The sequence below is a fragment of the Sphingobium yanoikuyae genome (assembly GCF_034424525.1).
GTDB lineage: Bacteria > Pseudomonadota > Alphaproteobacteria > Sphingomonadales > Sphingomonadaceae > Sphingobium > Sphingobium yanoikuyae.
Window position 1 is genome coordinate 1,776,039 of the sequence record NZ_CP139979.1, and the last position, 26,105, is coordinate 1,802,143.

Here is a 26,105-nt window from a genome sequence, read left to right on the forward strand (position 1 = left end):
CTCACAGATAGGCGACACGGGCCGGCACGGTCACGCGGATGGTCGTGCCGGTCCTGGCGGTGGAGATGATCTCCACCGCGCCATCCATCCGCCGCGCCCGTTCGCGCATGCCGACCATGCCATAATGGCCTTCGCGCGATCCGGCCGCCAGCACGGCTTCGGACAGGCCGATGCCATTATCGATGATCGCCAGCGACAGCCGGTCGGTGCCATGATGTAGTTCGACGATGATGGTCTGCGCGGCCGCATGGCGCAAGCTGTTGCTGATCGCCTCCCGCGCGATCCGCATCATCTCGTCGGCGACCGGGGCGCAGACCAGCCGCGCGGTGCCGGCCTCATCGACACGCCAGTCCAGCCGGTCGCCGACCATCTCGTCCAGCAGCGCGCGCAGACGCACAGCCATCGCCACCGGCTGCAATTCCTGCCGCAGCGAATGGACCCGCTCGCGACTGTCGACCAGCACATCCTCGGCCCGGTCGAGCGCGCCTTCGAGTTCGGCGCGGGCGCGTTCGCCGCGCGGCAGCAGTTCGACCACCGCCTGGAAGCGCAGCATCAGCCCCTGGAACCCCTGCAACAGCGTGTCGTGCAGTTCCCGCGCGATCCGTTCGCGCTCTGTCAGCTGTGCCTCGACCCGGCTGCGCGCCCGTTCGGTCACGACATGCAGGCGCCGACGATAGAGCAGCCAGCCGGCCAGCAGGATCAGGCTGATGCACAGGATGCGGAACCAGCGCGTCTGGTAGAAGGCCGGGGCGATCTCGAACGCGAGCGCCGCGCCCTGCCTGTTCCACACCCCGTCATTGTTCGCCGCGATGACAAGGAAGCGATATTGGCCCGGCGCCAGATTGGTATAGAGCGCCTGCCGCTCCGTGCCGGCATCGAACCAGCCGGTGCCGCTGCCCTCCAACTGATAGCGGAAACGGTTCTGCGCCGCATTGGTCAGGCTGAGGGCGCTATAGTCGATCTGCACCCGGCCGCTATGGGCGGGCAGGACGATGCTGCCCGCAGCCAGCGGATAGGCCCTGCCATCGACCCGCAGCGACCGGATCGCCACGGGCGGCGGCACGCCATTGCGGGCCAGCCGGGCGGGATCGCTCCAGGCCAGGCCCTGATCGGTGGCGAACCAGAGCTGGCCGTCGCGATCGAGGGCGATGTCGTTCGCCTCGAACAGGTTGGATCGCGCCCGATAATCGGCTTCCTGGCCGACCCGCTGATAGGGGATGGGGCGATCGGGCTGGGCAAGGCCCTTGTCGAGCGCATCGCTGCGCATCCGCACGATACCGGTCGCGCCGTTGATCCAGGTCCAGCCATCGGCGGTGCGGGCGATGCCGGTAATCCCGGCCAGATAGGGATGGGTGCGTTCGCCCAATGACTGCAACCGGCCACCCTCCAGGCGCGCCAACCCCTTCATCCCGCCGATCAGCCACTGGTCGCCATCGGCCCGCAGGGTCAGGATCGATCCGATCGGGCTGGTCCCGGCGGGCAGCAGTGCCGTCTCCTCGCCATCGCGAATGTGCAGCAGCCCGCGCCGGCTGCGCCCGGCGATCAGGCCGCCATGCCCATCGGCGCGCAACAGGGTGATGGTGCCGCCCGGCTGCCCCGCCGCGCCGCTCGCCGGCACCAGCCGCTTGCCGTCAAGCCGGTAGAGCCGGTCCATCCCGGTCCAGAACTGCCCGCGATCGTCGCGCGCGCAACTGACCGAAAGCGGCCCCTCCACCGACGTCGTCCGGCGGACATCGCCGCGATCGTCCAAGTCGAGCAGGAAGGCGCCTTCGAGGCTGATCGCCAGCAATTGCCGGTCATCGCCGCACAGCACGCCAATGTCGGCGCGCGGGAAGATCAGCCGGGGCTGGCGCTGGCCCGGCCCGACGCGGTAGACGCCGCCGATACCGGCATAGAAGATATGGGCCGATCGCGGCGGCGCGACGAAGCCGGTCACCAGCGCCTCCTCGCCCGCGCCGACCAGGCTGGCGGCGGTATAGCGCTCCACCCCGGTCTCGGTGCCGACCCAGATATTGCCTTCCCGGTCCTCCAGCGCGGCGAGCGACAGCGGCATGTGCCCGGCCGCGACCTCGACCTTGTCGCCGCCCGCTGGAAGCCGTGCCAGGCCACCATTCTGGCCGGTGATCCAGGCCGTGCCCTGGCGATCGACATGGATATGGCGGGTGACATAGGGGGTGTTTACGGGATCAAGCGGGGCCGCGGCCTGCCCGCCGGAAATCGGCCGGATGCCGCTGTCGTCCGCCAGCCAGATCCGGCCCGCCTTGTCCTCGTCCAGCGCGGCGAAGGGGGCGACCTGCATCGCCAGCGGGGCGAAGCGGGCGGCACCGGGCGCCAGCCGCAGCAGGTGCGGCGGCAAGGCGAGGTAGAGGCTGCTGTCCGACGCGGCCAGCATCGGCCCCATCATGCCGTCGGTCACGCCCTGCTGCGCGCCATAGCGGCGCCAGCGGCCATGCTGGTAACGCGACAGCAGCATCTTGCCGCGCGCTTCCGCCGCGACCCAGATTGATCCGTCGCGCGCTTCCACGATGCCGGCGACGCCGCCCTGCGCCGGCCAGGGATTGGCATCGCGCAGATGGCCGTCGCGATAGCGGGCGATGCCGCCGAAATCATGGCCGACCCAGATGTCGCCATTGCGCGCCGCCAGCAGGGCGGTGACCTGCAAGGATCGGCGCGGGTCGTCGCGATCGGCCAAGATGCGCTCGAACCGGATGCCGTCAAAGCGGTAGAGGCCGGTCGAAGATCCCAGCCACAGATAGCCGTCCTTGCCCTGCGCCAGCGCACGGACATTGCCCGGCGCCCCATCCTTCAGCGTCCAGCGGCTGTGGCGCAACTGGCTGATCGACTGGCTTGGGTCCAGCGCCCGCCCCGGCTGGGCCAGCAGCATGGCCGCGATCGCCGTAATGATCGCCCGGCGCTTCATGATCTTCTGCTCGGTCGCGACATGGGGGCCTTGGGGCGGGAGGAACCGACAGCCGTAGCGCTGCGGGCCGATGCGATACAAGCCCCCCATTAGAGGGGCGCTCGCCCCCTCCATCCGGGCTTTGGGAAATCATGACGCAGCCGCATCATTCCCGCCATGTCGGATATCGCCAGTCCCAACCCGCGCCCCAACCTGCCGCACCGGCTCGACGCTGCGCAGCTTCTGGACCTGCTGACGCGGGCGCAGACGCTGCTGCATCGCGACCCCAACCGGGCGGAGTTGTGCCTCGATCAACTGCGCGACCTGCTGCGGCAGGGCACGGACGCGGACGGCGGCGCCGCCATGCTGGCCCGGCGTCCCGACAGCCATTGCCCGCCGTCGACCGGCGGGCTGGCCGGCTGGCAATTGCGCAAGGTGACCGCCTATGTCGAGGCGCGGCTGGGCCGCACGCTGGTGACGGAGGAACTGGCGCTGGTGGCGAGCCTGAGCCCCGGTCATTTCTGCCGCGCGTTCAAGGTCAGCATGGGCGAGACGCCCCATGCCTATGTCATCCGCCAGCGCATCCGCCGGGCACAGCGGCTGATGCTGGAAACCGGCCACAGCCTGTCGGATATCGCCAGCGCCTGCGGCCTGACCGACCAGGCGCATCTGACCCGGCTGTTCAAGCGGCTGGTCGGCACCACGCCGCTGTCCTGGCGCCGGACCTGGCAGGGATCGCCATTGGCGGCACAGGCATGAACAGCAAAAGGCTGGAGGCGTTCACCGACGGGGTGATCGCGATCATCATCACCATCATGGTGCTGGAACTGAAGGTGCCGCGCGGCGGATCGCTCGCCGATCTCGCCCAATGCCTGCCGCTGCTGATCGCCTATCTGCTCAGCTTCGTGAATGTCGGCCTCTACTGGAACAATCACCATCATCTGTTCCAGCTCAACCCGCGCATCGACGGGCGGGTGCTGTGGGCCAATCTTTTCCTGCTCTTCTGGCTCAGCCTGGTCCCGTTCGTCATCCGATGGCTGGACGAGAGCGCCTGGTCGACCGGAGCGACGGCGGCCTATGGCATGGTGCTGGGCGCGGCGGCGATCGGCTATTTCCTGACCGAACGGGCGATCATCGCCTGCAATGGCGCAGGCTCCAAGCTCGCCCGCGCGCTCGGCATGGACTGGAAGGGGTGGGGAACGCTGGCCATCTATGGCTCAGCTATTCCCCTGAGCTTCGTCAGCCGCTGGCTGGCGGTCGCGCTCTATGTGCTGGTCGTCGCGCTCTGGTTCGTGCCAGACCGGCGGTTCGCGCGGGTCGCGCTGCCCTGACCTTCAGGCCCCGTGAGGCAGGGCGGCCGCCGGGTGGCGGACGCAGAGCAGGGTGCCGACCAGCACGATCGCGCCCGATACCAGCAGCGGCAGTGCCAGCCCCATATGCACCACCATCAGCGCGCCGGCCGCCGCGCCCGCGAAGATGGCGACGATCGCCGCGATCCGCCGGGCGAGATTGGGATTGGCGCCGCCCGCCAGCCTGGAATCCGCCGCAATGCCGGTAACGGTCAGGGTCAGCACGGTGGTGGTAAGGTCGGGCACCTTCAACTGCCGGATGGTGGCGTTGCGAAAGCCCATCGCGATCGCTGTCAGGCTGATGATCGCGAACAGGCCAGCGGCGGGCTGGAGCGTCGGCACATGGAAGTTCAGCGCGACCACCGCCGCGATCCACAGCAATGCCGCCTCGATCAGCGCGGCGACCGTCAGCCAGTGGCGCAGCGGGCGTTTGCCCAGCCCTTGGCCGACCCGGCCGGCGACCAGCGCGCCGATGAAGAAGGTCAGCAGCGCGACCAGATAGGGCGCCACCCTGAAACCCGGCGTCTGTGCTGCGGCGAAGCCCAAGAACACGACATTGCCGGTCATGTTGGCGGTGAACACCTTGCCCAGGCCCAGCACGCTGACCGCGTCGACCAAGCCGGTGGTCGCCGACAACAGCAACAGCAGGCCGGGCAGGGGGGATGCGCTTTGGGACGCTGGCGGCATGATGATGCTCCTCACTGGATCTAGAAACGGAAATTGGCTTCAAGGCCGGTCATGGCGATGGTCTGGGCCGGGCCGGTCTCGCGGATGAAGGCGCCCGGCGCGAAAAATGACAGCGAAGTTGACAGTTCCAGCTCTGCCGTCGCCTGCCAGGCCAGCGTCGCCTCCACCTCCTTGCCGATGAAGCGGGCGCGGCTGTCGCCGGCGGCGCGGATCAGGTTGCCGGGAATGTCGTAAACGCCGTCATTGCGGGCGTAGCGCCAATAGGCCATGCCGGCGATGCTGGCGGAAAAGCCGTCGCCCAGCGGGGCGCTGATCCGGGGATTGAGGCTGACGATGTTGGTCGGCCCGACGGGCGAGAGTTCGCCGAAATATTTGCCCTTGGGGAAGAGCGCGTTGAACGTGCCCAGCCTGTCATCTTCGCTGTCACGATCGCCGCTCACGATGTTGAAGCGGAGCGTGGCGTCGGGCGACAGCGGCAGGCCGGAAAGCGTGCGACCGACTTCGGTGCCGATCGTCCAGGCGGAAATCCGCTGCCCGTCATAATGGCCGAACTGATAGACGCCCTCGACATTCCAGTGCCAGTCGCCCCGTGCCCCATGCGAACGCAGGCCGAGACTGTGGCGCTCCTCCCGCCCGGTCAGCCCGCCGAAGCGCGCGGCGCGGTTGCGATAGCCCAGATAATAGAGGTCGAGGTCCGGCAGCGTCGCATAGGCGCCCCATAGCCTGCGGGTGTCGGACGTGCGATCGTCGAAACTGGCGGGGCCGGGCTGCACCGGATTGAGCAGGAACAGGTCGAGCGCGCGGCCGTCGCCCAGGGACAGGTTGCCGCGCACGCCGTCGAAGGCCAGCGGGGTGTTGGGGCCATAGCGGGTGCCGACCAGCCTTTCGGTGCCGAGCGAAACCATCTGGCGCCCGCCGCGCAGGGTGACGGGGCCGGCGCCGACTTCGGCAAAGCCCTGAAGTAGGTCGAGCCGGCTCTGGTCGATCGGGCTGGCCGAGGGCGCAACACCGACCGCATAGCTCATGATCGGCTGGACAAAGGCACGGGCATGGAGCCGGTCCGGCGCGCCGACATGCAGGTCGGCATAGGGCATGGCCCGCGCCCAGAGATAGCTGTCGTCGGGCGCATCGGCGCCGCCCCAGAGATTATTGGCATAATTTTCGTTGCGCAGCCGTAGCTCGATGCCGGTGGACAGCCAGACATCGTCGCCCAGCGGGATATATTTGAACTGCCCCGTCCAGTGATGGCCGCGCTTTTGCGCATCCGCCAGATCCGACCAATCCTCGTCATAGCGGGTGATCGACAGGGTCGGCGCCTGCCAGGCCTCCCGCGTCTGCGCGGCCAGCGGCGGGCAAGCGCAGAGCGAGAGGGCAAGGCAGACTGATTTTTTACACACGGCGCTGCGCCTGTTCGGCGACCAGCGCCGCCAGGATGAAGCCGCCGATCAGACCCAGATGCTCGAAAAAAGCATTGGTGGCCATGAACCGCTCCTGCCCCATCGGCATCGTCCAGAAGGCGTTGGCGGTGAAGGCGGCCAGCAGGGTGAAGACGCCCAGCATCCCCGCGCCCAGCCAGGCCATGCGGCCGGTCAGGATCAGGATCGGCCCGATCAGTTCGATCGCGATGGTGAGCGCCGCCCAGAGTGCCGGCGGGTTCATGCCGAAATGCGCCTGCTCGGCAACGGCAGCCGGCCAGTCCGTCAGCTTGACGATGCCGCCCAGCAGATAGGCGCCGACCAGCAGCAGCCGGGCGATGAACCAGGTCGGCTTCCAGTCGAGGATCGCGTCTACGAAGCGGGGATCGCGGTCGGCGCGCATCCTACTTGGCCGCCGGCGCATGAACTTCGGCGATATAGCCGCCGGGGAAACGCAGGATCGCGCTCTGGCGACCGGCGACCGTCTGCGGCGCAACCAATGTTTCGACGCCGGCGGCCTTCGCCTTGGCCAGCGTGGCGTCCATGTCGGCGACCTCATAACCGGTCATGTCGCGGCCATAGGGCCAGGGCAGTTGGCCGTCCGAGACGAAGAGGGTTATCTTGCCATAACCGCTGTCGATCGCGACGCGGCGGATCGTCTTGCCAGGCTGGCCGATTTCCTCGCCCTTGGCGGCGCGGTCGTCGGAGACGATCCTGCCATGGGCAAAGCCGGTCCAGTCCCTGATGAACCGGTCAGCGACGTCGGCGGTCAGGTAGATGCGGTTTTCCGGCACGCTGGTCAGCGCGGCATAGCTGGGCTTGGCGGTGTGCCAGTAAAGCTGCATGTTCACGCCGCCGGCCCATTGCACCACTACGTCGCGGCCGATGGGATCGGGGAAGGTGGTGATGCGGCGCACGGCGCCATGCTTCAGTGCCGAGGCGACGGCACCGTCCATGTCGCTCACCAGATAGCCGGTGCGTTCATCGCCGAAGGGATAAGGGATCGGCGTCTTGAAACCGAAGACGGAGACGGTGCCGGCCGGGGTCAGCGCCAGTTGTGACTTGGTCAGGCTGGGCGTCGGCGTCACCTGGAACTCGCCCTGCTTCGACGTAGTGCCGCCGAAGGTCGCGACGAAGCTGGTGACGAAGGCGTCGAACTGGTCTTCGGGCACATAGACATGGGTAGTGTCATATTGCGCGCCGACCGAATAATCGGCGGTGGCGGCAGGCTTGGCCATGGCGACCGGCATAGGCATCAGGATGGCGGCGGCGAATAGGAAGGCGAAGCGCTTCATGGACTATCTCCAGGCAGGAAGTCTTTCTCGTCATCCCCGCGAAGGCGGGGATCCATCTCCGGGCGTTGCGCCGTCGGGCTTGGTTGCGAGATGGATTCCCGCTTGCGCGGGAATGACAATGATTTGCGGTTATCGTCAGACGGCCCAGCAGCCGCAGCCGAGCGATCCCCAGAAGGTCTGGACATCGGCCGCCGGGACATCGGCGCCCAGCGCCGCGGCATGGTCATGGCCATGGACGCCGCAGGCCGAATGGCAGCCACAGGCCGATGCCAGTTGCGCGCGGGCCTCGCGGGTCTTGTGATAGCCGCCGAAGGTGGCGACCGGCGACCAGTCGGGCATGGGCTTTGGCAAATCGGGCGCGAGCGGGGCATAATCGCCCTCGCCATGGACCACCTTGCCGCCGAGCAGGGTCAGGACCGATCGGATATGGACGATCTGATCCTCCGGCACCGAGAAATAGTCGGCCGACAGCAGGGCAAGGTCGGCCAGTTGCCCGGCCTTGATCTGGCCCTTCTTGCCGATCTCGTTGGAGAACCAGGTATTTTCATGCGTCCACATCGCCAGCGCCTTTTCCCGGCTGACGCGATTGTCGCCGCGGTAGAGTGCGAAGCCGCCGACGGTGCGGCCGGTGACGAGCCAGCTCAAGGATACCCACGGGTTATAGCTGGCGACGCGGGTGGCGTCGGTGCCGGCGCCGACCGGGATGCCCGCTGCGATCATGCGGGAAATGGGCGGAGTCCGCTCGGCGGCTTTCGCGCCATAGCGCTCGACGAAATATTCGCCCTGATAGGCCATGCGATGCTGCACGGCGATGCCGCCGCCCAGCGCGGCGATCCGGTCGATATTGCGGTCGCTGATGGTTTCGGCATGGTCGAAGAACCAGTTGATGCCGGTCAGCGGGATATCCCGGTTCACCTTTTCATAGACGTCGAGCGCGCGGCCGATCGTCTCGTCATAGGTGGCGTGCAGACGCCAAGGCCAGCGATGTTCGGCGAGCAGGCGGATGACCGGCTCCAGATCGCCTTCCATATTGGCCGGCATGTCCGGCCGGGGCTGGCGGAAATCCTCGAAGTCGGCGGCCGAATAGACCAGCATCTCGCCCGCGCCATTATGGCGATAGCTGTCGTCGCCCTGTCCCGGCGTGACTTGACGAACCCAGCCGGAGAAATCGGCCAGCTCTTCCTTGGGCTTCTGCGTGAAGAGATTATAGCTGATGCGGACGGTCAGTTGATCGTCCTGATGCAGCTTCTCGATAATCTCATAATCGTCGGGATAATTCTGGAAGCCGCCGCCTGCGTCGATCACGCCGGTGACGCCCAGCGCGTTGACGTCGCGCATGAAGTGGCGGGTCGAATTGAGCTGATAGTCCTGCGGCAGCTTCGGCCCCTTGGCCAGCGTCGAATAGAGGATGGTCGCATTGGGCTGGGCCAGCAGCAGGCCGGTCGGGTTGCCGGCCGCATCGCGAACGATCTCGCCGCCCGGCGGGTTGGGTGTGTCCTTGGTGTAGCCCACGACACGCAGCGCGGCGGCGTTGAGCAGCGCGCGATCATAGAGGTGCAGGATGAAGACCGGCGTGTCGGGCGCGACGGCGTTCAGTTCGGCGATGGTCGGCAGGCGTTTTTCCGCGAACTGATGTTCGGTGAAGCCACCGACCACGCGCACCCATTGCGGAGCAGGGGTGCGGGCGACCTGGCTTTTAAGCATGTCCATCGCCTCGGCCAGCGTCGGCACGCCGTCCCAGCGCAGTTCCATGTTGAAATTCAGGCCGCCGCGAATGATGTGCATATGGCTATCGATCAGGCCGGGGATCAGGCGATGCCCCTTGGCGTCGATCACCGTGGCGTCCGGCGCGGCGGCGCGCACCTCCGCCTCGCTGCCCACGGCCAGGAACTTGCCGTCGCGGATGGCGACCGCCTGCGCCACGGGATTGCTCCGGTCCAGCGTCGTCACCTTGGCATTGACGATGATCGTGTCGGTCATGGGGCGGTCCTTGGCTTGAGCAGGAAAGGGGGAGAGAAGGGCGGAGGCGGCCACGCCGGCCATGGCGTCGCGGCGGGTAATCACGCGTCGCCCTTTTGATTGTCGGCCTGGTTGTTCGGGAGCGTGCCCAGCACATGGTCGCGGCATTCGTTGCGCACGAAGCGGGTCAGTTCATGGGCATCGGCCCAGCGCTTCGCGATCGGCACGATCTGTTCGCCGACCAATATGCCCAGCAGGCCGATCAGGGCCACCACCGGGGGTGCGGGCGAGCGCACCCCCAGCAGCGAATAGACGATGCCGACCAGGAGACCGGCGCCGAGGGAGAGAAGATAGACTTTCATCGCCGGTCTCCTGCGTCTGCGATCAGGCCTGGATGAAGGCGAGGATGTCGGCGTTCAGCACGTCGGCATTCACCGTCAGCATGCCGTGCGAATAGCCCTCGTAAATCTTGAGGGTCGCATTAGGCAGGATCTGCGCCTGCAGCACGCCGGCATTCTTGTAGGGCACGACCTGGTCGTCATCGCCATGCAGCACCAGGGTCGGCACGGTGATCGCGGTCAGATCGTCGGTCTGGTCGGTTTCGGAGAAGGCCTTGATGCCTTCATAATGGGCCTTGGCGCTGCCCATCATGCCCTGGCGCCACCAATTGTCGATGACGGCCGGCTTCACGTCCGCGCCGTCGCGGTTGAAGCCGTAGAAGGGGCCGGCGGCGACATCGTGGAAGAATTGCGCACGGTTGGCGGCGAGGCCGGCGCGCAGCCCGTCGAACACGTCCATGGGCAGGCCACCGGGATAACGGTCGGTCTTCAGCATGATCGGCGGCACCGAACTGACCAGCACGGCCTTGGCCACGCGGCCTTCGGGCAGGCCATGGCGGGCGACATAGGCGGCCACTTCGCCGCCGCCGGTCGAATGACCGATATGGATGGCGTTCCTGAGGTCGAGATGGCGGGCGACGGCGGCGGCGTCGGCGGCGTAATGGGCCATGTCATGGCCTTCGCTCACCTGGGCCGAGCGGCCATGGCCGCGACGGTCATGGGCGACGACGCGATAGCCCTTCGACAGGAAGAACAGCATCTGCGCGTCCCAGTCGTCCGACGACAGCGGCCAGCCATGGTGGAACATGATGGGCTGGGCGTCCTTTGGACCCCAGTCCTTGAAGAAGATGTCGACGCCGTCATCCGTGGTCACGAAGCTCATGGGGATTTCCTTTGCTCGGGTGGGGAAAGGGGAGAGGGGAAGGGGCCGGCGGTGCATGGGGAGAGGGGGAGGCACCGCCGGCCCCTGGCGCAGGTCAGTGGCCGCCTTCGGAGGCGCCGAACATGGCCTTCGCATATTTGATGCCCAGGCCGTATGCGCCGCCAAATTCCTTGGCGATGCCGGTGGTGGACTCATAGGTTTCGGTGCGCGCCCAGTCGCGCTGCAGTTCCAGCATATATTGGAGCGAGGTCATCGGCTTGGCGCCGAGCTGGATCATGCGCTGCACGGCGCGCTCATGCGCTTCCTCGCTGATGTCGCCACAGGCGTCGGCGATGAAATAGACGTCGAAGCCCTGGTCGATCGCGGAGGCGACCGGGCCGACGATGCAGACGCTGGTCCACAGGCCGGCGAAGATGATCCGCTCCTTGCCGATGCGGTTCACTTCCTCGATCACGGCGGCATCTTCCCAGGTGTTCATGCTGGTGCGGTCGAGCAGGGGCTGGCCGGGGAAGGCGTCGGTGATCTCGCTGAACATCGGCCCCGAAAAGCTCTTTTCGGCCACGGTGGTCAGGATGGTCGACACGCCGAACGACTTGGCGGCGCGGCTGACGAGGGCGGCATTGTTGCGCAGCAGTTCCGGCGCGATCGACTTGGTGGCGAAGGCCATTTGCGACTGGAAGTCGATCAGGACCAAAATATGGTCGGTCGGCGAGATGAGGGACTTGCCCGGGGTCGGCGTGGCGGTGATCGTCATGGGTCGGCTCCTTGGTTTCGAGCAGTCGTCGCTGCTGTGAAGACAGTGTTAGCCGGCGTGTTTGATCCGAAATATCCAGATAAAATGCACCGACTTGTTCTAAAAAATAGAAATGGTCAGTCACTGGCCTGACGCGCGCGATCATAGCTGTCCGTCGCCGCCCGATCTTGGATCAGGCTGACGCGTTAGCGATCATTCCGATGTAAAGGGGGCGCTCGCGCGCCGTGTCGTCAGAGGTCGATCAGTCCGCGCTTGATCGCCAGCGTCACCGCATGGGTGCGATCGGTCGCGTCGAGCTTCGAGAAGATCGACTTCATATGGCCCTTCACCGTCTCTTCGCTGATATCGAGTCGCGCCGCGACCTGCTTGTTGCTGTTGCCCCAGGCTGCCAGCGAAAGCACCGCGATCTCGCGTTCGGTCAGCGGGTCTTCCAGCACATGCAGGGCGATCGCGGTGGCGACGGTGGCGTCGAGATGCTTGCCGCCCAGATGCACGGACCGGATTGCGTCGAGCAACTGCTTGCGCAGGCTGGCCTTGAGCAGATAGCCCATCGCCCCTGCGCGCAGCGCCTTGATCGCGCGGCCATCGCCCGAATAGGTGGTCAGCACGATGATCCGGGCGTCGGGATGGATGGCCCGGATCGCGGCGATCGCGTCAAGCCCCGGCATTTCCGCCATCTGCAGGTCCATCAGCACGATGTCGGGGCGCAACCGCGCATATTCCTCTACCGCGCGCCGGCCATTGTCGGCCTCGCCGACGATCCGCATATCGGCCTGGGTCGCCAGCATCGCCCGCACGCCCTCGCGCAGCAGCGCATGATCGTCCACCACCAGGATCGATATGGGGGCGATCGCTGGCTGCATGTCGTGGCTGTGGATCGGACCTGGCTGCATCGCGCCAGAGTGGCGTGTTCCGCTTCCCAAGTCCATGCGATAGTCGCGCCTCATTGTGGCGCGGCCGGCCATTGCGCGATGATCGTGCCCAGCACGTCGGCGGCGCTGTCGGGCTGGTCGAAGGTCCAGTTCAGGCCGGCGAACCGGTCGGGAGCGGGACCGGGAGAGAGATAGGCGTCCAGCGCCGTCAGCACGCCGGCCATCATCGCACGGGCGGCGGCGCGTTGCGCGACCTTCGTTGCCGCCGGATCGAGCAGCCTCAGCAGGCAGGCGATCGAACAACTGTCGAGCCGGAGCGCCGCGCGCATCGCCACGGCGGCCAGCCGGCCCAGCTGTTTGGCATCCAGATCGTCGATTTCCCCCATGCCCACGATCATCAGCGACCGGCAGCGCACCGGCGGCGGCGGGCTGGACAGGATCATCGTCTCGCCGAACCTGCCGTCGAAAAGGCCGCCTGCGCGCAGTTGCGACAAGGTGCCTGACAGGGCGGCGTCGAGCGCGCAGGCACCAGGATCGATCCGGCTCGCGGCGGACAGGACCGGCATGCCGACGATCAGCAGATCGACATCGCTCGCGATCGCATCTACCGGCTCGGCGCGGAAGCGGACGGTGCGATATGTGCCGACGATCGGCGCATCCATGCTCGCCACCCTGTTGATCCTCCCGCCATGACGCAGCCATGCGGGTCGGCGTCTCCTTGGGCCAAGCTAGAGGGGCATGGCGCCCGCGTCGTGGCCAGGGCGCGCGGGATTTGGACAATCATGCGGAATTGCCGCGCAATCGGCGGGACAGTCATGTCCGGTTGATGGACACGCCCGGCTTCAACAAGGTAGCGATGAAGCGGCCGATCCGCGCCCGTGAACATGCGCTCTATCGCGAACTCGACGTCGCGCCCGATCCCAATTCGGGCGATGCCGGCTATTATACCCTGCTGGACCTTTTAGGCGAGGGCTTTGCCGAATGGCTGCTCAAGACGGTGCTGCCGCCACCCGTGGACACCACCGCCCTTAGCTGCCATCGCAAGTCCGTCCGCCGTGCGCGGCGGCGCTGTCCTATTCTGCGCAATGCTGATCTACTCGGGCCATAGAAAGCCCCCCATATCGGCCGCCCTGCTGACGCTATCGCTCTGGTGTCGCGTCACGGGTGCGTGGCAGGCGCAAAGGGTCCGATATGGCCCGACGACACTGTGAACTTCGGGCAAAAATAAACTGTCGCGTCGATTGCTGCGCTGGCGGCCGGGCATTTCCGCTGTCCTACAGGCCATCACTCAGCCTAAATTCGATCGGCTCTTTGATCTGTCGAGACCCTCTCGCGCCTCATGACCGCCTCAGCCTGTCGGCTTTTTCTCGAAGTCGTTCAGTGCCTCGACCGGCGCATTCGTCGCCTCGATCCGCGCGACCTTTGCCGCGGGCGGGCCATCCTGTGCCAGCGTGACGAAGCGATCGACCACGTCAGCCTCGCCCTGCACCAGCGCCTCGACGCTGCCGTCCATGCGATTGCGCACCCACCCCGTCAGCCCCAGGCTGCGGGCGGTCTCGACCGTCCAGTTGCGGTAGAAGACGCCCTGCACCCGGCCGAGGATCATCAGGTGACGGGCGACGACCGGCATCAGCGGATCCGCTTGATCCAGGTCTGGCCGCCCTCGCGCACTTCGGTGGTGAAATTGGGGATGGCGGCGACCAGATCGGACAGCCGCTTGAAGCCATAATTGCGCACGTCGAAGCTGGAGCGGTTGCCGACCCGCTGGCCGACCGGCCCCAGCGCGACGAAACCGCGCTCGTCCCGCTTCGCCTCGTCATAGGCGTCGATCAGCAGGCGCACGACTTCCGGGTCCACCGCCGCGCCGGTGCCCGCGGGCGCAGGCGTTGCGGCTGGCGGGGCCGCTGCGGGGGCAGGTTTGGCGGCCGCGCTGCTCTTGGCCGGCGCCTTCTTCTTGGGTGCCGCCGCCGGCTTGGCCACTGGCACTTCGACCGGCCGCAGCGCTGCGACGTCGATGAAGCGGGTACAGGCGCGGCGGAAGCCCTCGGGCGCATTGGCGTTGCCGAAGCCATAGACCGGGATGCCGTCCTGGCGCAGGCGCGTCACCAGCGGGGTGAAGTCGCTGTCGCTCGACATCAGGCCGAAGCCGTCGACGCGCCCGCTCGACAGCAGGTCCATCGCGTCGATCGTCATCTTCATGTCGGTGGCATTCTTGCCCTTGGTCAGGTCGAACTGCTGCTGCGGTTCGATCGCCTGCGCGACGGACAGTGCCGCCCAGGTCTTGAGCGTCGCCTTGTTCCAATTGCCATAGGCGCGGCGGATATTGACCGTGCCAAGCTCCGCCAGCACGGTCATCACCGCATCGAAATGGGCCGCCGACGCATTGTCCGCGTCGATCAGCAGGGCGATATTGCCGCGCCCTTCCTGCCGCATGGGCATGATGTGCCTCCCGTCAGGCTGCGGCGAAGACGCCGGTCTGTTCGTCCAATATGTGGAGTTGGCCATCGGCAATGGCAAAGAAGCTGCCGACCAGCTTCAGTTCGCCGCTCTTTTCCTTGGCGCGCACGCAGGGGAAGCTGCGCAGGTTGGTGAGGCTGACCTTCACCCCTTCCTGCTCCATGGCGCGCTCGACATCCCGGTCGCGCTGGTCACCATAGCGGTCCACCACCACGTCGCGGGCATCGTCAAGCAGTTGTATCCAGTTATGGATGAAGCCGCCTTCGCCCGGAGGCGCATCCTTGAGGTCATGGCTGAGCGCTGCCTTGCAGCCGCCGCACTTGCCATGGCCCATGACGACGATCTCGCCGACCTTGAGCACCTGGACGGCAAATTCCAGCGCGGCCGACACGCCATGCCAGCCCGGATTGGTTTCGAACGGCGGCACCAGCGCGGCGACGTTGCGCACGACGAAAATTTCGCCGGGGCTGGTGTCAAAGATCTGGGCCGGGTCGACTCGGCTGTCGGAACAGGCGATCACCATCACGCGGGGGCTCTGCCCTTCGTTGAGTTCGTCCCATCGTTCGCGCTGCTGGGACCAGCCGGTGTCACGGAAGCGGCGATAGCCTTCGAGCATGTCTGCAAAGTCGGTCATGATGATTGATGTGCCGCACAAAGAGAGGGCTGGCAAGTATGGTCCTGCATCGCTATCTGGGGCCGATGAACGACATTGCCCCGATCCCCGTCCCCGGTCAGCCCGCCACGACCGAGCGTGCCCGCAAGCCCGACTGGATCCGCGTCAAGGCGCCGACCAGCCCCGCTTATCACGAGACGCGCAAGCTGATGCGGGAAAAGGGTTTGAACACGGTCTGCGAGGAAGCGGCCTGCCCGAATATCGGCGAATGCTGGACCAAGAAGCACGCCACGGTGATGATCCTGGGCGATGTCTGCACGCGCGCCTGCGCCTTCTGCAACGTCAAGACCGGCATGCCGCGCAAGGTGGACGTCAACGAGCCGCAGAACCTGGCCGATGCCGCCGCCGAGATGGGGCTGGAACATATCGTCATCACCTCGGTGGATCGCGACGACCTGCCCGATGGTGGCGCCAGCCAGTTCGTCAAGGTGATCGAAGCGCTGCGCCGCACGACGCCGGGCACCACGATCGAAATCCTGACCCCCGACTTCCGCAACAAGCATGAGCGCGCGGTCGCGATGATCGTCGAGGCACGCCCGGACGTCTATAACCATAATCTGGAGACGGTGCCCCGGCTCTATCCGACCATCCGCCCGGGCGCGCGCTATTATGCGTCGCTGCGTCTGCTGGAGAGCGTCAAGAAGCTCGACCCGTCGATCTTCACCAAGTCGGGAATCATGCTGGGCCTGGGCGAAGAGCGCCTGGAAGTCCATCAGGTGATGGACGACATGCGTTCGGCCGATATCGATTTCCTGACCATGGGCCAATATCTGCAGCCCACGCCCAAGCACGCCAAGGTGATGGAATTCGTCACCCCGGCCGCGTTCAATGCCTATGCGGCGATTGCGCGGGCCAAGGGCTTCCTGCAGGTGGCGTCGAGCCCGCTGACCCGATCGAGCTATCATGCCGGCAAGGACTTCGCCGAGATGCGCGCCGCGCGCGAGGCGAAGCTGGCCAAGGCGGCCGCCACGAAGGCCTGATCGGCGAATGCCCAAGCATAACGAGACCCGCCAGCTGCCCTATAGTCCGGAACAGATGTTCGACCTCGTGTCGAACGTCTCGGCCTATCCGCAATTCCTGCCCTGGGTCAGCGCGATCCGTATCCGATCGGACAGCGAGAGCGAGATGGTTGCGGACATGATCGTCGGCTTCAAGGGGATCAGCGAGAGCTTCACCTCGCGCGTCCACAAGCATCGCCCGGACCATGTCCGCGTCGACTATCTCAACGGCCCGCTCAAGCATCTCCACAATGAATGGCGCTTCCGCGACGACGGGCAGGGCGGCGTGCTGGTGGATTTCGAGGTCGAGTTCGAATTCAAGAACCGCATCTTCGAGATGCTGGCTGGCCAGTTTTTCGACAAGGCGCTGCGCAAGATGATCGGCGCGTTCGAAACGCGCGCGGCGGCGCTTTATGGCGCCGGCGAATCGGGCAGCAGCAATTCGAGCGCGCACAACGCCGCCTGAAGGCGGACGCCGCCCCGACCATTATCCTCGAAATGATGCATGTCGGCCACGACCTTGTCTGGGCTGCCGCCGCGTTCCGCGCGCGCGAAGACGACGGTGCCGACCGGCTTCTGCTCGCTGCCGCCGCCCGGCCCGGCGATGCCGGTGATGGCAACCGCGACATGCGCGTGGCTTTTCTTGAGCGCGCCCTGCGCCATCGCCCAGGCGGTGGCGATGGACACTGCGCCGAACGTGTCCAGCACATCGTGGGAAACTTTCAGAAGTTCCGCCTTCATGTCATTGGAATAAGTAATGAAACCGGCCTCGAAGACGTCGGAGGAGCCGGCGATTTCGGTAAGCGCTGCAGATACCAGGCCGCCGGTGCAGCTTTCGGCGACTGCGACGGTGCGGCCGGCGCGGCGGTTGGCGATGATGACCTTTTCGGCAAGGTCGACGAGTTGGGCGGGCAGGATGGTGTTGGGCATGGTCGGCTCAGAATAGCGTGGGGAGGGAGAGGGTGGCAACCGCCTGCGCGGCGATGCCCTCGCGCCGGCCGGCGAAACCCAGCCGCTCGGTGGTGGTGGCTTTCACGCTGATCCGGTCGAGCGGAACCGCCAATATCTCGGCGATCCGGGCGCGCATGGCGTCGCGATGCGGCCCGATCTTGGGCGCCTCGCAGATGATGGTGAGGTCGACATGGTCGATCCGGCCGGCCCGTTTCAGGACCAGATCGCGGGCATGGGCGAGAAAACGGTCGGACGAGGCTCCGCGCCATTGTGGATCGGACGGCGGGAAATGGCTGCCGATATCACCATCGGCGAGCGCGCCGAGGATCGCATCTACGATAGCATGGAGGGCGACATCGGCATCGCTGTGGCCGGCGAGGCCCCGGTCATGCGGCACCAGTACGCCGCCGAGCCACAATTCTTCGTTGGGCGCGAGGCGATGGACGTCATAGCCCATGCCGACGCGGGTGGTGCGAGCGTCCATGATGCGCGCTTCGGCGCGATCGAAATCCTCAGGATAGGTCAATTTCTCCAGCCTTTCATCGCCTTGCACCAAGATGACGTCATGGCCCCAGGCGCGCAATATCTGGGCATCGTCGGTGGCTTCCTGAGTCTCGTCCCAATCGTGGTGCGCGGCCAGGATGGTCTCGAAGCGGAAGGCCTGCGGCGTCTGCACGCGATGCAGGTCGGCGCGATCGACGCCGTCGCCCATCCGCGCGCCGTCGCTGCGCACCAGCGTGTCGGCGACGGGCAGGGCAGGGATGGCGCCTTCGGCATCTTCCAGCGCGGCCAGCAGCCGGTCGATGACCGATGGGGGCAGGAAGGGGCGGGCAGCGTCGTGGATCAGCACGATGTCAGCGCCGCCGGCCGACGCGATCGACTCTAGCCCGGCCCGGACCGAACCGCGCCGGCTGTCCGCGCCGGTGACGAAATGGGCGATGCGATCGCCGAGCGCAGCCTGAGCACGGTCTTCCTCGCCTTCGCTCAGCACAATGTGGATGGCCGACACGCCGCCATGCGCCGTCAGGGCGTCATGGGCATGGGCCAGCACGGACTTGCTGCCGATCTGCCGATATTGTTTGGGAATGTCGCCACCGGCCCGGCTTCCCTGCCCGGCGGCGACGATCAGCGCGACGATCCTGCTGTTCGATGTCATGCTGCGGCGCATAGACGCTCTGCCCCATGATCGCCAACCTCTAAAGCGCGACAAGTGGTCCGGGGCCTGCCTTGTCGTCGCGGCCATTTTCGGCTAAGAGCTGCCTGTTTTTTAGGCAGTGATAGAAGATGACGCGCAGGCTTTCCCCCATTTCCGTTGGACCGGTGACGGTCGACATGCCGGTCATATTGGCGCCGATGACCGGTGTTACCGACATGCCCTTCCGCACCCTGGTTCGCCGTTTCGGGTCGGGCCTGAACGTCACCGAGATGATTGCGAGCGCGGCGATGATCCGCGAGACGCGCCAGTCGCTGCAAAAGGCCGCCTGGCATCCGCTGGAAGAACCGGTGTCGATGCAGTTGGCTGGCTGCGCGCCGACGGAAATGGCCGAAGCCGCCAAGCTGAACGCTGATCGCGGCGCGGCGATCATCGACATCAACATGGGCTGCCCGGTGAAGAAGGTCGTCAACGGCGATGCGGGGAGCGCGCTGATGCGCGACCTGCCGCTGGCGGCGGCGCTGATCAAGGCGACGGTCGAGGCGGTCGATGTGCCGGTGACGGTCAAGATGCGCATGGGCTGGGATCATTCGAGCCTCAACGCACCGGAACTGGCGCATATCGCCGAGGATCTGGGCGCGAAGCTGATCACGGTTCATGGTCGCACCCGCTGCCAGATGTACAAGGGCAGTGCCGACTGGGGCTTCGTCCGCTCGGTCAAGGATGCGGTCAAGCTGCCGGTGATCGTCAATGGCGACATCTGCTCGATCGAGGACGCGGAAACCGCGCTTGATCAGAGCGGCGCCGATGGCGTGATGATCGGTCGTGGCGCCTATGGCAAGCCGTGGCTGCTGGGCCAGGTGATGCACTGGTTCGCCACCGGCGAGCGTCGTGCCGACCCGAGTCTTGCGGAACAATATAATCTGATTACAGAGCATTATCGCATGATGCTGGATCATTATGACAATATGACCGGCGTCAACATGGCACGCAAGCATATCGGCTGGTACACCAAGGGCCTGACCGGATCGGCGGAGTTCCGCAACACGGTCAATCAGGAGGCCGACGCGCAGCGGGTGCTGGATATGCTGGCCGCCTTCTACGAGCCGCTGATTGCGGCGGATGAACCGGCGGTGGCACTTCAGGCTGCATGACCATGCCATTGCCGTCCCTCCCGCCGCTTCAGATGCAGCAGGATGGACCATCCCTGTCGGAACTGATGACGGCGTTGCCGGTCGCGACCTTGGTAGTGCGGCCGGATAACGGCATTGCCGACGCCAATGTGCGGGCGGAAACCCTGCTCAACATGGCGCGGTCGGCGATCATCGGCAGCGATGTGGCGCGCACGGTGCGGATCGCCGAGGCTGGCGCGCGCTTCGATATCTGGCACAGCAACAAGCCGATCGCCGCCTATGACATCAAGGTCCATGCCGGGCGCACCGCCGAGATGGAGGTGGACCTGATGATTTCCCCTATCGTCGATCATGAGGGCTGGCGGGTGGTGTCGATCCATGCACAGGGGCAGGCCCGCAAGATCGGCCATCGCGGCACGGCGGGCGGTGCGCGATCGGCAGTCGGCGCGGCCGCGATCCTGGCGCATGAGATCAAGAACCCGCTGTCCGGCATTCGCGGCGCGGCGCAGTTGCTGGAGACGAGCAATGGCGGCAGCGACGCGGCGCTGACCCAGCTCATCTGCAACGAGGTCGACCGGATCGCCGCCCTGATCGACCGGATGCAGGATTTCACGACCGATCGCACGCTGGAATGCGGCCCCGGTAACATCTATCCGCTGATCGATCGTGCATCGCATATTGCGGCGGCTGGTTTTGCCAAGAATGTAAAAATTATAAAGCGTTATGATCCATCCCTGCCATTCGCGATCATCAATGACGATGCGCTGGTGCAGGTGATGATCAACCTGCTGAAGAATGCGGCGGAAGCGCTGGAGCATGTCGAACAGCCCTGCATTCGCGTGGAGACGGCGTTCCGGCATGGCATGTCGGTGCTGGTCGGCGATCGCAAGGGCAGCGCCGTGCTGCCGATCGAGATCGTGGTGATCGACAATGGGCCGGGCGTGCCTGAGCATATTCTGGACCACCTCTTCAACCCGTTCATCACGGGCAAGCGGGACGGGCAGGGCCTTGGCCTGGCATTGGTAGACAAGTTGGTGAGGGACATGAGCGGTTTCGTGCAATATTCCCGCGATCAGGAAGCCGGGGAGTCCACCTTTCGCATCCTGCTGCCGATGGGAATGGGCTGATGGCCGCTACGGGCACGGTCCTGGTCGTCGATGATGATCCCGCCATCTGCGTGGTGGTAGGGGAAGCTCTGCGGCGCCAGGGGCACAAGGTGAAGATCGCCGGATCGATCCGCGAGCGCACGGCGCTGATGGAGAGTTTTTCGCCCGATATTCTGATCACCGACGTGATGTTGCCGGACGGCGATGGGCTGGACGGCGTGGCGGAGATTATCGAGCGCAAGCCCGACCTGAATGTTATCATTCTTTCTGCACAGAACACCCTGAACACTGCGATCCGGGCGACCGAGAAGGGGGCGTTCGAATATCTGCCAAAGCCGTTCGATCTCAATGAGTTGACGCGCGCTGTTGCGGATGCCTTGGGGCATCGATCGGGCGGGGCGGACGCGAGCGAGCAAGGATTGCCGCATGACGGCCTGCCGCTGGTCGGTCGCTCGCCTGCGATGCAGGAAGTCTATCGCACCATCGCCAGGGTTCTCTCCAATGATCTCAGCATATTGGTGCTGGGCGAGTCGGGGACGGGCAAGGAGCTGGTGGCCGAAGCCATCCATAGTCTGGGCCAGCGGCGCACCCGGCCCTTCGTCGCGATCAACATGGCGGCCATTCCGCGCGAACTTATCGAAGCGGAACTGTTCGGCTACGAAAAGGGCGCCTTTACCGGCGCGCAGGCGCGGACAGCCGGCAAGTTCGAGCAGGCGCAGGGCGGCACTTTGTTCCTGGATGAAATCGGCGACATGCCGATGGAGGCGCAGACACGGCTGCTCCGCGTGCTCCAGTCGGGCGAAGTGACCACGGTCGGCGGATCGAAGCCGGTGCGGGTCGATGTCCGCATCATCGCCGCCACCAACAAGGATCTGCCGCGGCTGATCGAGGATAACCGGTTCCGTCAGGACCTCTATTATCGGCTCAATGTCGTGCCGGTGTCGCTGCCGCCTTTGCGCGAGCGACGCGAGGACGTGATCTTGCTGGCCCGCCATTTTCTGGATCGGGCGGCGCAGGACGGTTTGCCGCGCAAGGCCCTGGCCGAGGACGCCGCGCAGTTGCTGATGGCCTATCATTGGCCGGGCAATGTGCGCGAACTTCAGAATATCATGCAGCGCCTGGCTGTGCTGAGCCGCGAAAATGTGATCGCGGCCGACATGCTACGCCACGCGCTGCCGCTGGATGCCGTGCCGGCGGACCATGCCGCGCCCGCGGGGCAGCTTGCGCAGGCCGTGCGGGAATGGACCAAGCGGCAACTGGGCGTCGGGCTGGGGCAGGCCAATCCCCAGCTGCATGACAATCTGCTGGCGGTGATCGAGCCGATCCTGTTGCAGGAAACGCTGGCCAGCGTCGACGGCAACCAGATCCGCGCCGCCGGCCTGCTAGGGATCAATCGCAACACGCTGCGCAAGAAGCTGACCGACTATGGCCTCGACCCGCTGCAATTGCGGCTGAGCGATTAGCGAGGGCGAGACGAAGCGCCCAATCGCATCGACCAGCGACATGGTTTTATGTAAAAACTGTGTTTGATCGGGCACGGCATTGTTGTAACGAAGCCACTATGACTGGTGCGGTGACAATCCCCCGACGGGGGCAGGCTTGGGCAAGGCTGATCCGGCCTTACCTGCGCAACGGTCGCCTGGCCGCCGCGATCGAAGCGGTCACGCTCATCCTGTTTTTGGCCACCGCTGGCCTGACCTATCGCCTGTTGTCCGGGCAGGACCAGTCCTACACCCTGCTGACCCCGCCGATCGTGGCGCTGTTGCTGGTAGCCAATCTGGTGCCGGCGATCGCGCTGCTGATGCTGCTGGGGCGCCGCGTAGCCAAGCGTCGGGCCGCGAAATCCGCCATCGGCAGCGATGGTCAGCTCCACGTCCGGCTGGTGGCGATCTTCTCGGTCGTGGCCAGCGTGCCGATGCTGCTGGTCGTGATCTTTGCGTCGCTGCTGTTCCAATATGGCGTGCAATTCTGGTTTTCGGACAGTGCGCGCGGCATGCTGCAGAACGCCAGCGATCTGGCGCGCGGCTATTATGAACAGAATTTGCGCGAGGTCCGCGACGAGACGCTGACCATGGCGAGCGATCTGCGCGACTATCTGGGCCAGTCCAGCGTTTCGAGCCCCCGCTTTGCCGAGGGCTATATCTATCAGGTGGTGACGCGAAAGCTGAACCGGTCGGCGATCATCGAGATTGGCAAGGACGGCGTGGCGCGGACCGCCGCGACAGTCGATCCCGAGAGCCGGCCAGCGTCCGAAATGCTGTCGGCCGATGTGATCAAGCGCCTGGCGTCCGGCGAGGATGTGGTGGTGGCCGCCAAGCCCAACCAGATCGAAGCGGTGACGCTGCTCTACCCCAATTCCAAAATCTATCTCTATGCCACGCGCAATGCCGGCAGTTCGTCCTTCTCCAATGTGGAGCGGGCGCAGAAGGTGCTGGGCGATTATGATCTGTTCGCGGCCCAATCCCGCGCGCTGCAATTGCGGTTCAACCTGCTGTTGTTCGTGGGATCGCTGTTGCTGGTCGGCATCGCCGTCTACATTGCGCTGGCGGTCGCCGACTGGATGGTGCGGCCGGTCAATGAACTGGTGACAGCGGCCCGCAAGATCACGGCGGGCGACCTGTCCGCGCGTGTGACCAGCCCGGCCAGCCGGGACGAAATCGGCACGCTCGCCTCCGCCTTCAACCGCATGACCCAGCGGTTGGAAGCGCAGACCGGCGCGCTGGTTGCTGCCAACAGCCAGCTTGATGAGCGGCGCGCCTTTATCGAGGCGATCCTGTCGGGCGTGAGTGCCGGCGTGCTGTCGGTGGATCGCGGCGGCGTGATCCAGTTGCTGAACAGTTCGGCCGCTACGATCCTGGTGCGTGAAGGCGACGATCCGGTCGGACGGCCGCTGGCCGAAATCTCGGCCGAACTGGCCGAACTGGTTGCGTCGCAGGAGGATGCCGGCATCGTCCAGGTGCGCGCGCAGGGAGATTTGCGCACGCTGGCGGTCAAGGTGTCCGAGGATGTGTCCGGTCATATTCTGACCTTCGACGACATCACCCAGCAATTGTCGGATCAGCGCCGTGCGGCCTGGTCGGATGTGGCGCGCCGTATCGCCCATGAGATCAAGAACCCGCTGACGCCGATCCAGCTGGCCGCCGAGCGCCTGCAGCGCCGCTATGGCGAGGAGGTGACGAGCGACAAGCCGACCTTCGCCCGGCTGACCGGCACGATCGTGCGGCAGGTGGGCGATTTGCGCCGCATCGTCGACGAATTTTCTTCCTTCGCCCGCATGCCCAAGCCGGTGTTCCGGCGCGAGGCGCTGGGCGACATCGCCCGCCACGCGCTGTTCCTGCACGAAGTGGCCCACCCCGATATTCGCTTCGCCTTCGAGGCGGATGCCGGGGAGATGGAAATGGTGTGCGATCGCCGCCAGCTTGGCCAGGCGCTGACCAATATCGTCAAGAATGCGGTCGAGGCGATCGAGCCGAAGCCGGTGCCCGAGGATGGCGGGGTGCGCGGCCATGTGCGCATGCGCCTGCATCAGGCTGATGGCGCGCTGGTGATCGAGGTGCGCGACGATGGCATCGGCCTGCCGCCCGAACGTGAGCGCATCCTGGAGCCCTATATGACCACGCGGTCGAAGGGGACGGGTTTGGGCTTGGCCATCGTCAAGAAGATTGTCGAAGAACATATGGGCGAAATCCGCTTCGATGATGCGGAAGGCGGGGGCGCGCGGGTGACGCTGCGCTTCCCTGTCGCGGCCCTGGAGAAACTGGAAGAGGGGCAGGTGGTTGCCTTGCCCAAAGGAAAAGTGACGGCCAATGGCGCTTGATATTCTGATAGTCGACGACGAAGAGGACATTCGCGATCTGGTTGCGGGTGTGCTGGAAGATGAGGGCTTCACGACCCGCACTGCCGCCAACAGCGACAGCGCGATCGAGGCGCTGGACAGCCGGCGCCCCTCGCTGGTGCTGCTCGACGTCTGGCTGCAGGGCTCGAAGCTCGACGGGCTGGAACTGCTGGACGAGATCAAGCGGCGCGACGCGACCGTCCCGGTGCTGATGATTTCCGGCCATGGCAATATCGACACGGCGGTGGCGGCGATCCGCAAAGGTGCGGCCGATTTCATCGAGAAGCCGTTCGAGGCGGATCGGCTGCTCCATCTGGTGGCGCGCGCCACCGAGACCGAGCGGCTGCGGCGCGAGAACCAGACGCTGCGCGCGCGCTTTGGCCAGGATGATGAACTGACCGGCACGTCGGCATCGATCAACGGCGTGCGGGCGACGATCAAGAAGGTTGCAGGCACCGGCAGCCGGGTGCTGATTTCCGGGCCGGCCGGCGTCGGCAAGGAAGTCGCCGCCCGCATGCTGCACAGCTGGAGCGGTCGTGCCGATGCGCCCTTCATCATCGTCGCCGCGGCGCGGATGGACCCCGATCGGGTCGAGGAAGAACTGTTTGGCGTCGAGGATCCCAGCGGGCTGGTGCGTCCGGGCTATCTGGAACAGGCGCATGGCGGCACGCTCTATCTGGATGAGATCGCCGACATGCCGGTCACCACTCAGGGCAAGATATTGCGCGTGCTGACCGACCAGAGCTTCACCCGCGTCGGCGGGCAGCGGCAGGTGAAGGTGGACGTGCGCGTCATTTCCTCGACCGCGCGCAATCTGACGGCGGAGATCGAGGAGCGGCGCTTCCGCGAGGATCTCTTCTATCGGCTCAATGTGGTGCCGTTGCAGATTCCGTCGCTGTCCGAGCGGCGCGATGATATTCCGCCGCTGGTCGAACATTATCTGGCGCGCTTCGCCGCCGATCGCCGGGTCAATCCGCCCGAGATCGCCAGCGATGCCATGGCGGCGCTGCAGGCCAATGAATGGCCGGGCAATGTCCGTCAGTTGCGCAACGTGATCGAACGGACGATGATCCTGGCGCCGGGCGACCGGATCGGGCGGATCGAGCTGGACATGCTGCCGGCCGAACTCACGAGCGGTGGCGGCGGCGATGGCATCGGCCAGTCCGCCATCATGGGCGCGCCGCTGCGCGAGGCGCGTGAAAGTTTCGAACGGGAATATCTGCGCATCCAGATCCGGCGCTTTTCGGGCAATATCTCGCGCACCGCGACCTTCATCGGCATGGAGCGGTCTGCGCTGCATCGCAAACTGAAATTGCTGGGCATTACCGACGGAAAGGACGGCTGACGC

General features: G+C 65.8%; 26 protein-coding genes. 10 read left to right on the top strand and 16 right to left on the bottom strand.

Annotated features, from left to right (window positions below; all coding sequences use genetic code 11):
- Position 1: 1 nt before the first annotated feature.
- The gene (locus U0025_RS08090; RefSeq protein WP_323156760.1) at positions 2–2,920 is read right to left on the bottom strand and encodes a ligand-binding sensor domain-containing protein; all 2,919 of its coding nucleotides are present in this window, start codon (positions 2,918–2,920) and stop codon (positions 2–4) included.
- A gap of 156 nt (positions 2,921–3,076) precedes the next feature.
- Here U0025_RS08090 and U0025_RS08095 point away from each other — a divergent pair, with 156 nt between their 5' ends.
- The gene (locus U0025_RS08095) at positions 3,077–3,658 is read left to right on the top strand and encodes a helix-turn-helix domain-containing protein (protein WP_004212553.1); all 582 of its coding nucleotides are present in this window, start codon (positions 3,077–3,079) and stop codon (positions 3,656–3,658) included.
- A complete protein-coding gene (locus U0025_RS08100; RefSeq protein WP_004212555.1) occupies positions 3,655–4,230 on the top strand; it encodes a TMEM175 family protein in 576 nt (191 codons plus the stop codon). The genes U0025_RS08095 and U0025_RS08100 overlap by 4 nt, the downstream gene beginning before the upstream one ends.
- 3 nt (positions 4,231–4,233) lie before the next feature.
- Here U0025_RS08100 and U0025_RS08105 read toward each other — a convergent pair whose 3' ends face one another.
- The 10 genes from U0025_RS08105 to U0025_RS08150 form a co-directional block, all read right to left on the bottom strand.
- A complete protein-coding gene (locus tag U0025_RS08105) occupies positions 4,234–4,935 on the bottom strand; it encodes a YoaK family protein (protein WP_004212556.1) in 702 nt (233 codons plus the stop codon).
- A gap of 20 nt (positions 4,936–4,955) precedes the next feature.
- On the bottom strand, positions 4,956–6,332 hold the full coding sequence (locus tag U0025_RS08110) for an alginate export family protein (RefSeq protein WP_004212557.1): 1,377 nt from the start codon (positions 6,330–6,332) through the stop codon (positions 4,956–4,958).
- On the bottom strand, positions 6,325–6,753 hold the full coding sequence (locus U0025_RS08115; RefSeq protein WP_004212559.1) for a DoxX family protein: 429 nt from the start codon (positions 6,751–6,753) through the stop codon (positions 6,325–6,327). Before U0025_RS08115 ends, U0025_RS08110 begins: the two co-directional genes overlap by 8 nt.
- Position 6,754: 1 nt before the next feature.
- Complete coding sequence (locus U0025_RS08120) at positions 6,755–7,645, bottom strand: VOC family protein (RefSeq protein ID WP_004212560.1); 891 nt, start codon at positions 7,643–7,645, stop codon at positions 6,755–6,757.
- A 135-nt stretch (positions 7,646–7,780) separates the two neighbouring features.
- Positions 7,781–9,625, bottom strand: coding sequence for an amidohydrolase (locus U0025_RS08125; protein WP_004212562.1), 1,845 nt, complete (start codon positions 9,623–9,625; stop codon positions 7,781–7,783).
- 80 nt (positions 9,626–9,705) lie between these two features.
- On the bottom strand, positions 9,706–9,966 hold the full coding sequence (locus U0025_RS08130; RefSeq protein ID WP_004212563.1) for a XapX domain-containing protein: 261 nt from the start codon (positions 9,964–9,966) through the stop codon (positions 9,706–9,708).
- Between the two features lie 22 nt (positions 9,967–9,988).
- Positions 9,989–10,825 (bottom strand): alpha/beta fold hydrolase, encoded by an 837-nt coding sequence (locus tag U0025_RS08135; protein ID WP_004212564.1) that lies wholly within the window; start codon positions 10,823–10,825, stop codon positions 9,989–9,991.
- 94 nt (positions 10,826–10,919) lie between these two features.
- A complete protein-coding gene (locus U0025_RS08140) occupies positions 10,920–11,579 on the bottom strand; it encodes a hydrolase (RefSeq protein ID WP_004212565.1) in 660 nt (219 codons plus the stop codon).
- Positions 11,580–11,809: 230 nt separating this feature from the next.
- Positions 11,810–12,472: a response regulator gene (locus tag U0025_RS08145; RefSeq protein ID WP_017499786.1), complete on the bottom strand. Its 663-nt coding sequence runs from the start codon at positions 12,470–12,472 to the stop codon at positions 11,810–11,812.
- 50 nt (positions 12,473–12,522) lie between these two features.
- On the bottom strand, positions 12,523–13,113 hold the full coding sequence (locus U0025_RS08150) for a M17 family peptidase N-terminal domain-containing protein (protein WP_004212567.1): 591 nt from the start codon (positions 13,111–13,113) through the stop codon (positions 12,523–12,525).
- A 110-nt stretch (positions 13,114–13,223) separates the two neighbouring features.
- On the opposite strand from U0025_RS08150, the gene U0025_RS08155 reads away from it, so the two are divergent.
- Complete coding sequence (locus U0025_RS08155) at positions 13,224–13,559, top strand: hypothetical protein (RefSeq protein WP_037491480.1); 336 nt, start codon at positions 13,224–13,226, stop codon at positions 13,557–13,559.
- 240 nt (positions 13,560–13,799) lie between these two features.
- Here the strand turns inward: U0025_RS08155 and U0025_RS08160 are convergent, their stop codons facing one another.
- From U0025_RS08160 to U0025_RS08170, 3 genes are read right to left on the bottom strand one after another with little or no spacing between them, the layout of a single operon-like run.
- Complete coding sequence (locus U0025_RS08160) at positions 13,800–14,081, bottom strand: acylphosphatase (protein WP_004212569.1); 282 nt, start codon at positions 14,079–14,081, stop codon at positions 13,800–13,802.
- Complete coding sequence (locus U0025_RS08165) at positions 14,081–14,890, bottom strand: NYN domain-containing protein (protein ID WP_004212570.1); 810 nt, start codon at positions 14,888–14,890, stop codon at positions 14,081–14,083. The genes U0025_RS08160 and U0025_RS08165 overlap by 1 nt, the downstream gene beginning before the upstream one ends.
- Positions 14,891–14,903: 13 nt before the next feature.
- Positions 14,904–15,542 (bottom strand): carbonic anhydrase, encoded by a 639-nt coding sequence (locus tag U0025_RS08170; RefSeq protein WP_004212572.1) that lies wholly within the window; start codon positions 15,540–15,542, stop codon positions 14,904–14,906.
- 38 nt (positions 15,543–15,580) lie between these two features.
- Here U0025_RS08170 and lipA point away from each other — a divergent pair, with 38 nt between their 5' ends.
- Together lipA and U0025_RS08180 are read left to right on the top strand one after the other, a co-directional pair.
- Positions 15,581–16,561, top strand: a complete 981-nt coding sequence (lipA, locus tag U0025_RS08175; protein WP_004212573.1) for a lipoyl synthase — start codon at positions 15,581–15,583, stop codon at positions 16,559–16,561.
- 7 nt (positions 16,562–16,568) lie between these two features.
- Positions 16,569–17,045, top strand: a complete 477-nt coding sequence (locus tag U0025_RS08180) for a type II toxin-antitoxin system RatA family toxin (protein WP_004212576.1) — start codon at positions 16,569–16,571, stop codon at positions 17,043–17,045.
- Here U0025_RS08180 and U0025_RS08185 read toward each other — a convergent pair.
- Together U0025_RS08185 and U0025_RS08190 are read right to left on the bottom strand one after the other, a co-directional pair.
- Complete coding sequence (locus U0025_RS08185; RefSeq protein ID WP_004212578.1) at positions 16,991–17,509, bottom strand: CinA family protein; 519 nt, start codon at positions 17,507–17,509, stop codon at positions 16,991–16,993. The two genes, U0025_RS08180 and U0025_RS08185, sit on opposite strands and share 55 nt — an antisense overlap.
- A 7-nt stretch (positions 17,510–17,516) precedes the next feature.
- Positions 17,517–18,698, bottom strand: coding sequence for a bifunctional 2-C-methyl-D-erythritol 4-phosphate cytidylyltransferase/2-C-methyl-D-erythritol 2,4-cyclodiphosphate synthase (locus tag U0025_RS08190; RefSeq protein WP_004212579.1), 1,182 nt, complete (start codon positions 18,696–18,698; stop codon positions 17,517–17,519).
- 116 nt (positions 18,699–18,814) lie between these two features.
- Between U0025_RS08190 and dusB the strand changes: the two genes are divergently transcribed.
- The 5 genes from dusB (at position 18,815) to ntrX (ending at position 26,102) form a co-directional block, all read left to right on the top strand.
- Positions 18,815–19,837: a tRNA dihydrouridine synthase DusB gene (gene dusB / locus U0025_RS08195; RefSeq protein WP_004212581.1), complete on the top strand. Its 1,023-nt coding sequence runs from the start codon at positions 18,815–18,817 to the stop codon at positions 19,835–19,837.
- Positions 19,834–20,943 carry a two-component system sensor histidine kinase NtrB gene (locus U0025_RS08200; RefSeq protein ID WP_037491486.1) on the top strand — a complete coding sequence of 370 codons (1,110 nt, stop codon included), beginning with the start codon at positions 19,834–19,836 and terminating at the stop codon, positions 20,941–20,943. The genes dusB and U0025_RS08200 overlap by 4 nt, the downstream gene beginning before the upstream one ends.
- On the top strand, positions 20,943–22,385 hold the full coding sequence (gene ntrC, locus U0025_RS08205) for a nitrogen regulation protein NR(I) (protein WP_004212583.1): 1,443 nt from the start codon (positions 20,943–20,945) through the stop codon (positions 22,383–22,385). The genes U0025_RS08200 and ntrC overlap by 1 nt, the downstream gene beginning before the upstream one ends.
- 98 nt (positions 22,386–22,483) lie before the next feature.
- Complete coding sequence (locus U0025_RS08210; RefSeq protein WP_004212584.1) at positions 22,484–24,739, top strand: sensor histidine kinase; 2,256 nt, start codon at positions 22,484–22,486, stop codon at positions 24,737–24,739.
- Positions 24,729–26,102, top strand: coding sequence for a nitrogen assimilation response regulator NtrX (gene ntrX / locus U0025_RS08215; protein WP_004212586.1), 1,374 nt, complete (start codon positions 24,729–24,731; stop codon positions 26,100–26,102). The genes U0025_RS08210 and ntrX overlap by 11 nt, the downstream gene beginning before the upstream one ends.
- Positions 26,103–26,105 lie beyond the last annotated feature (3 nt).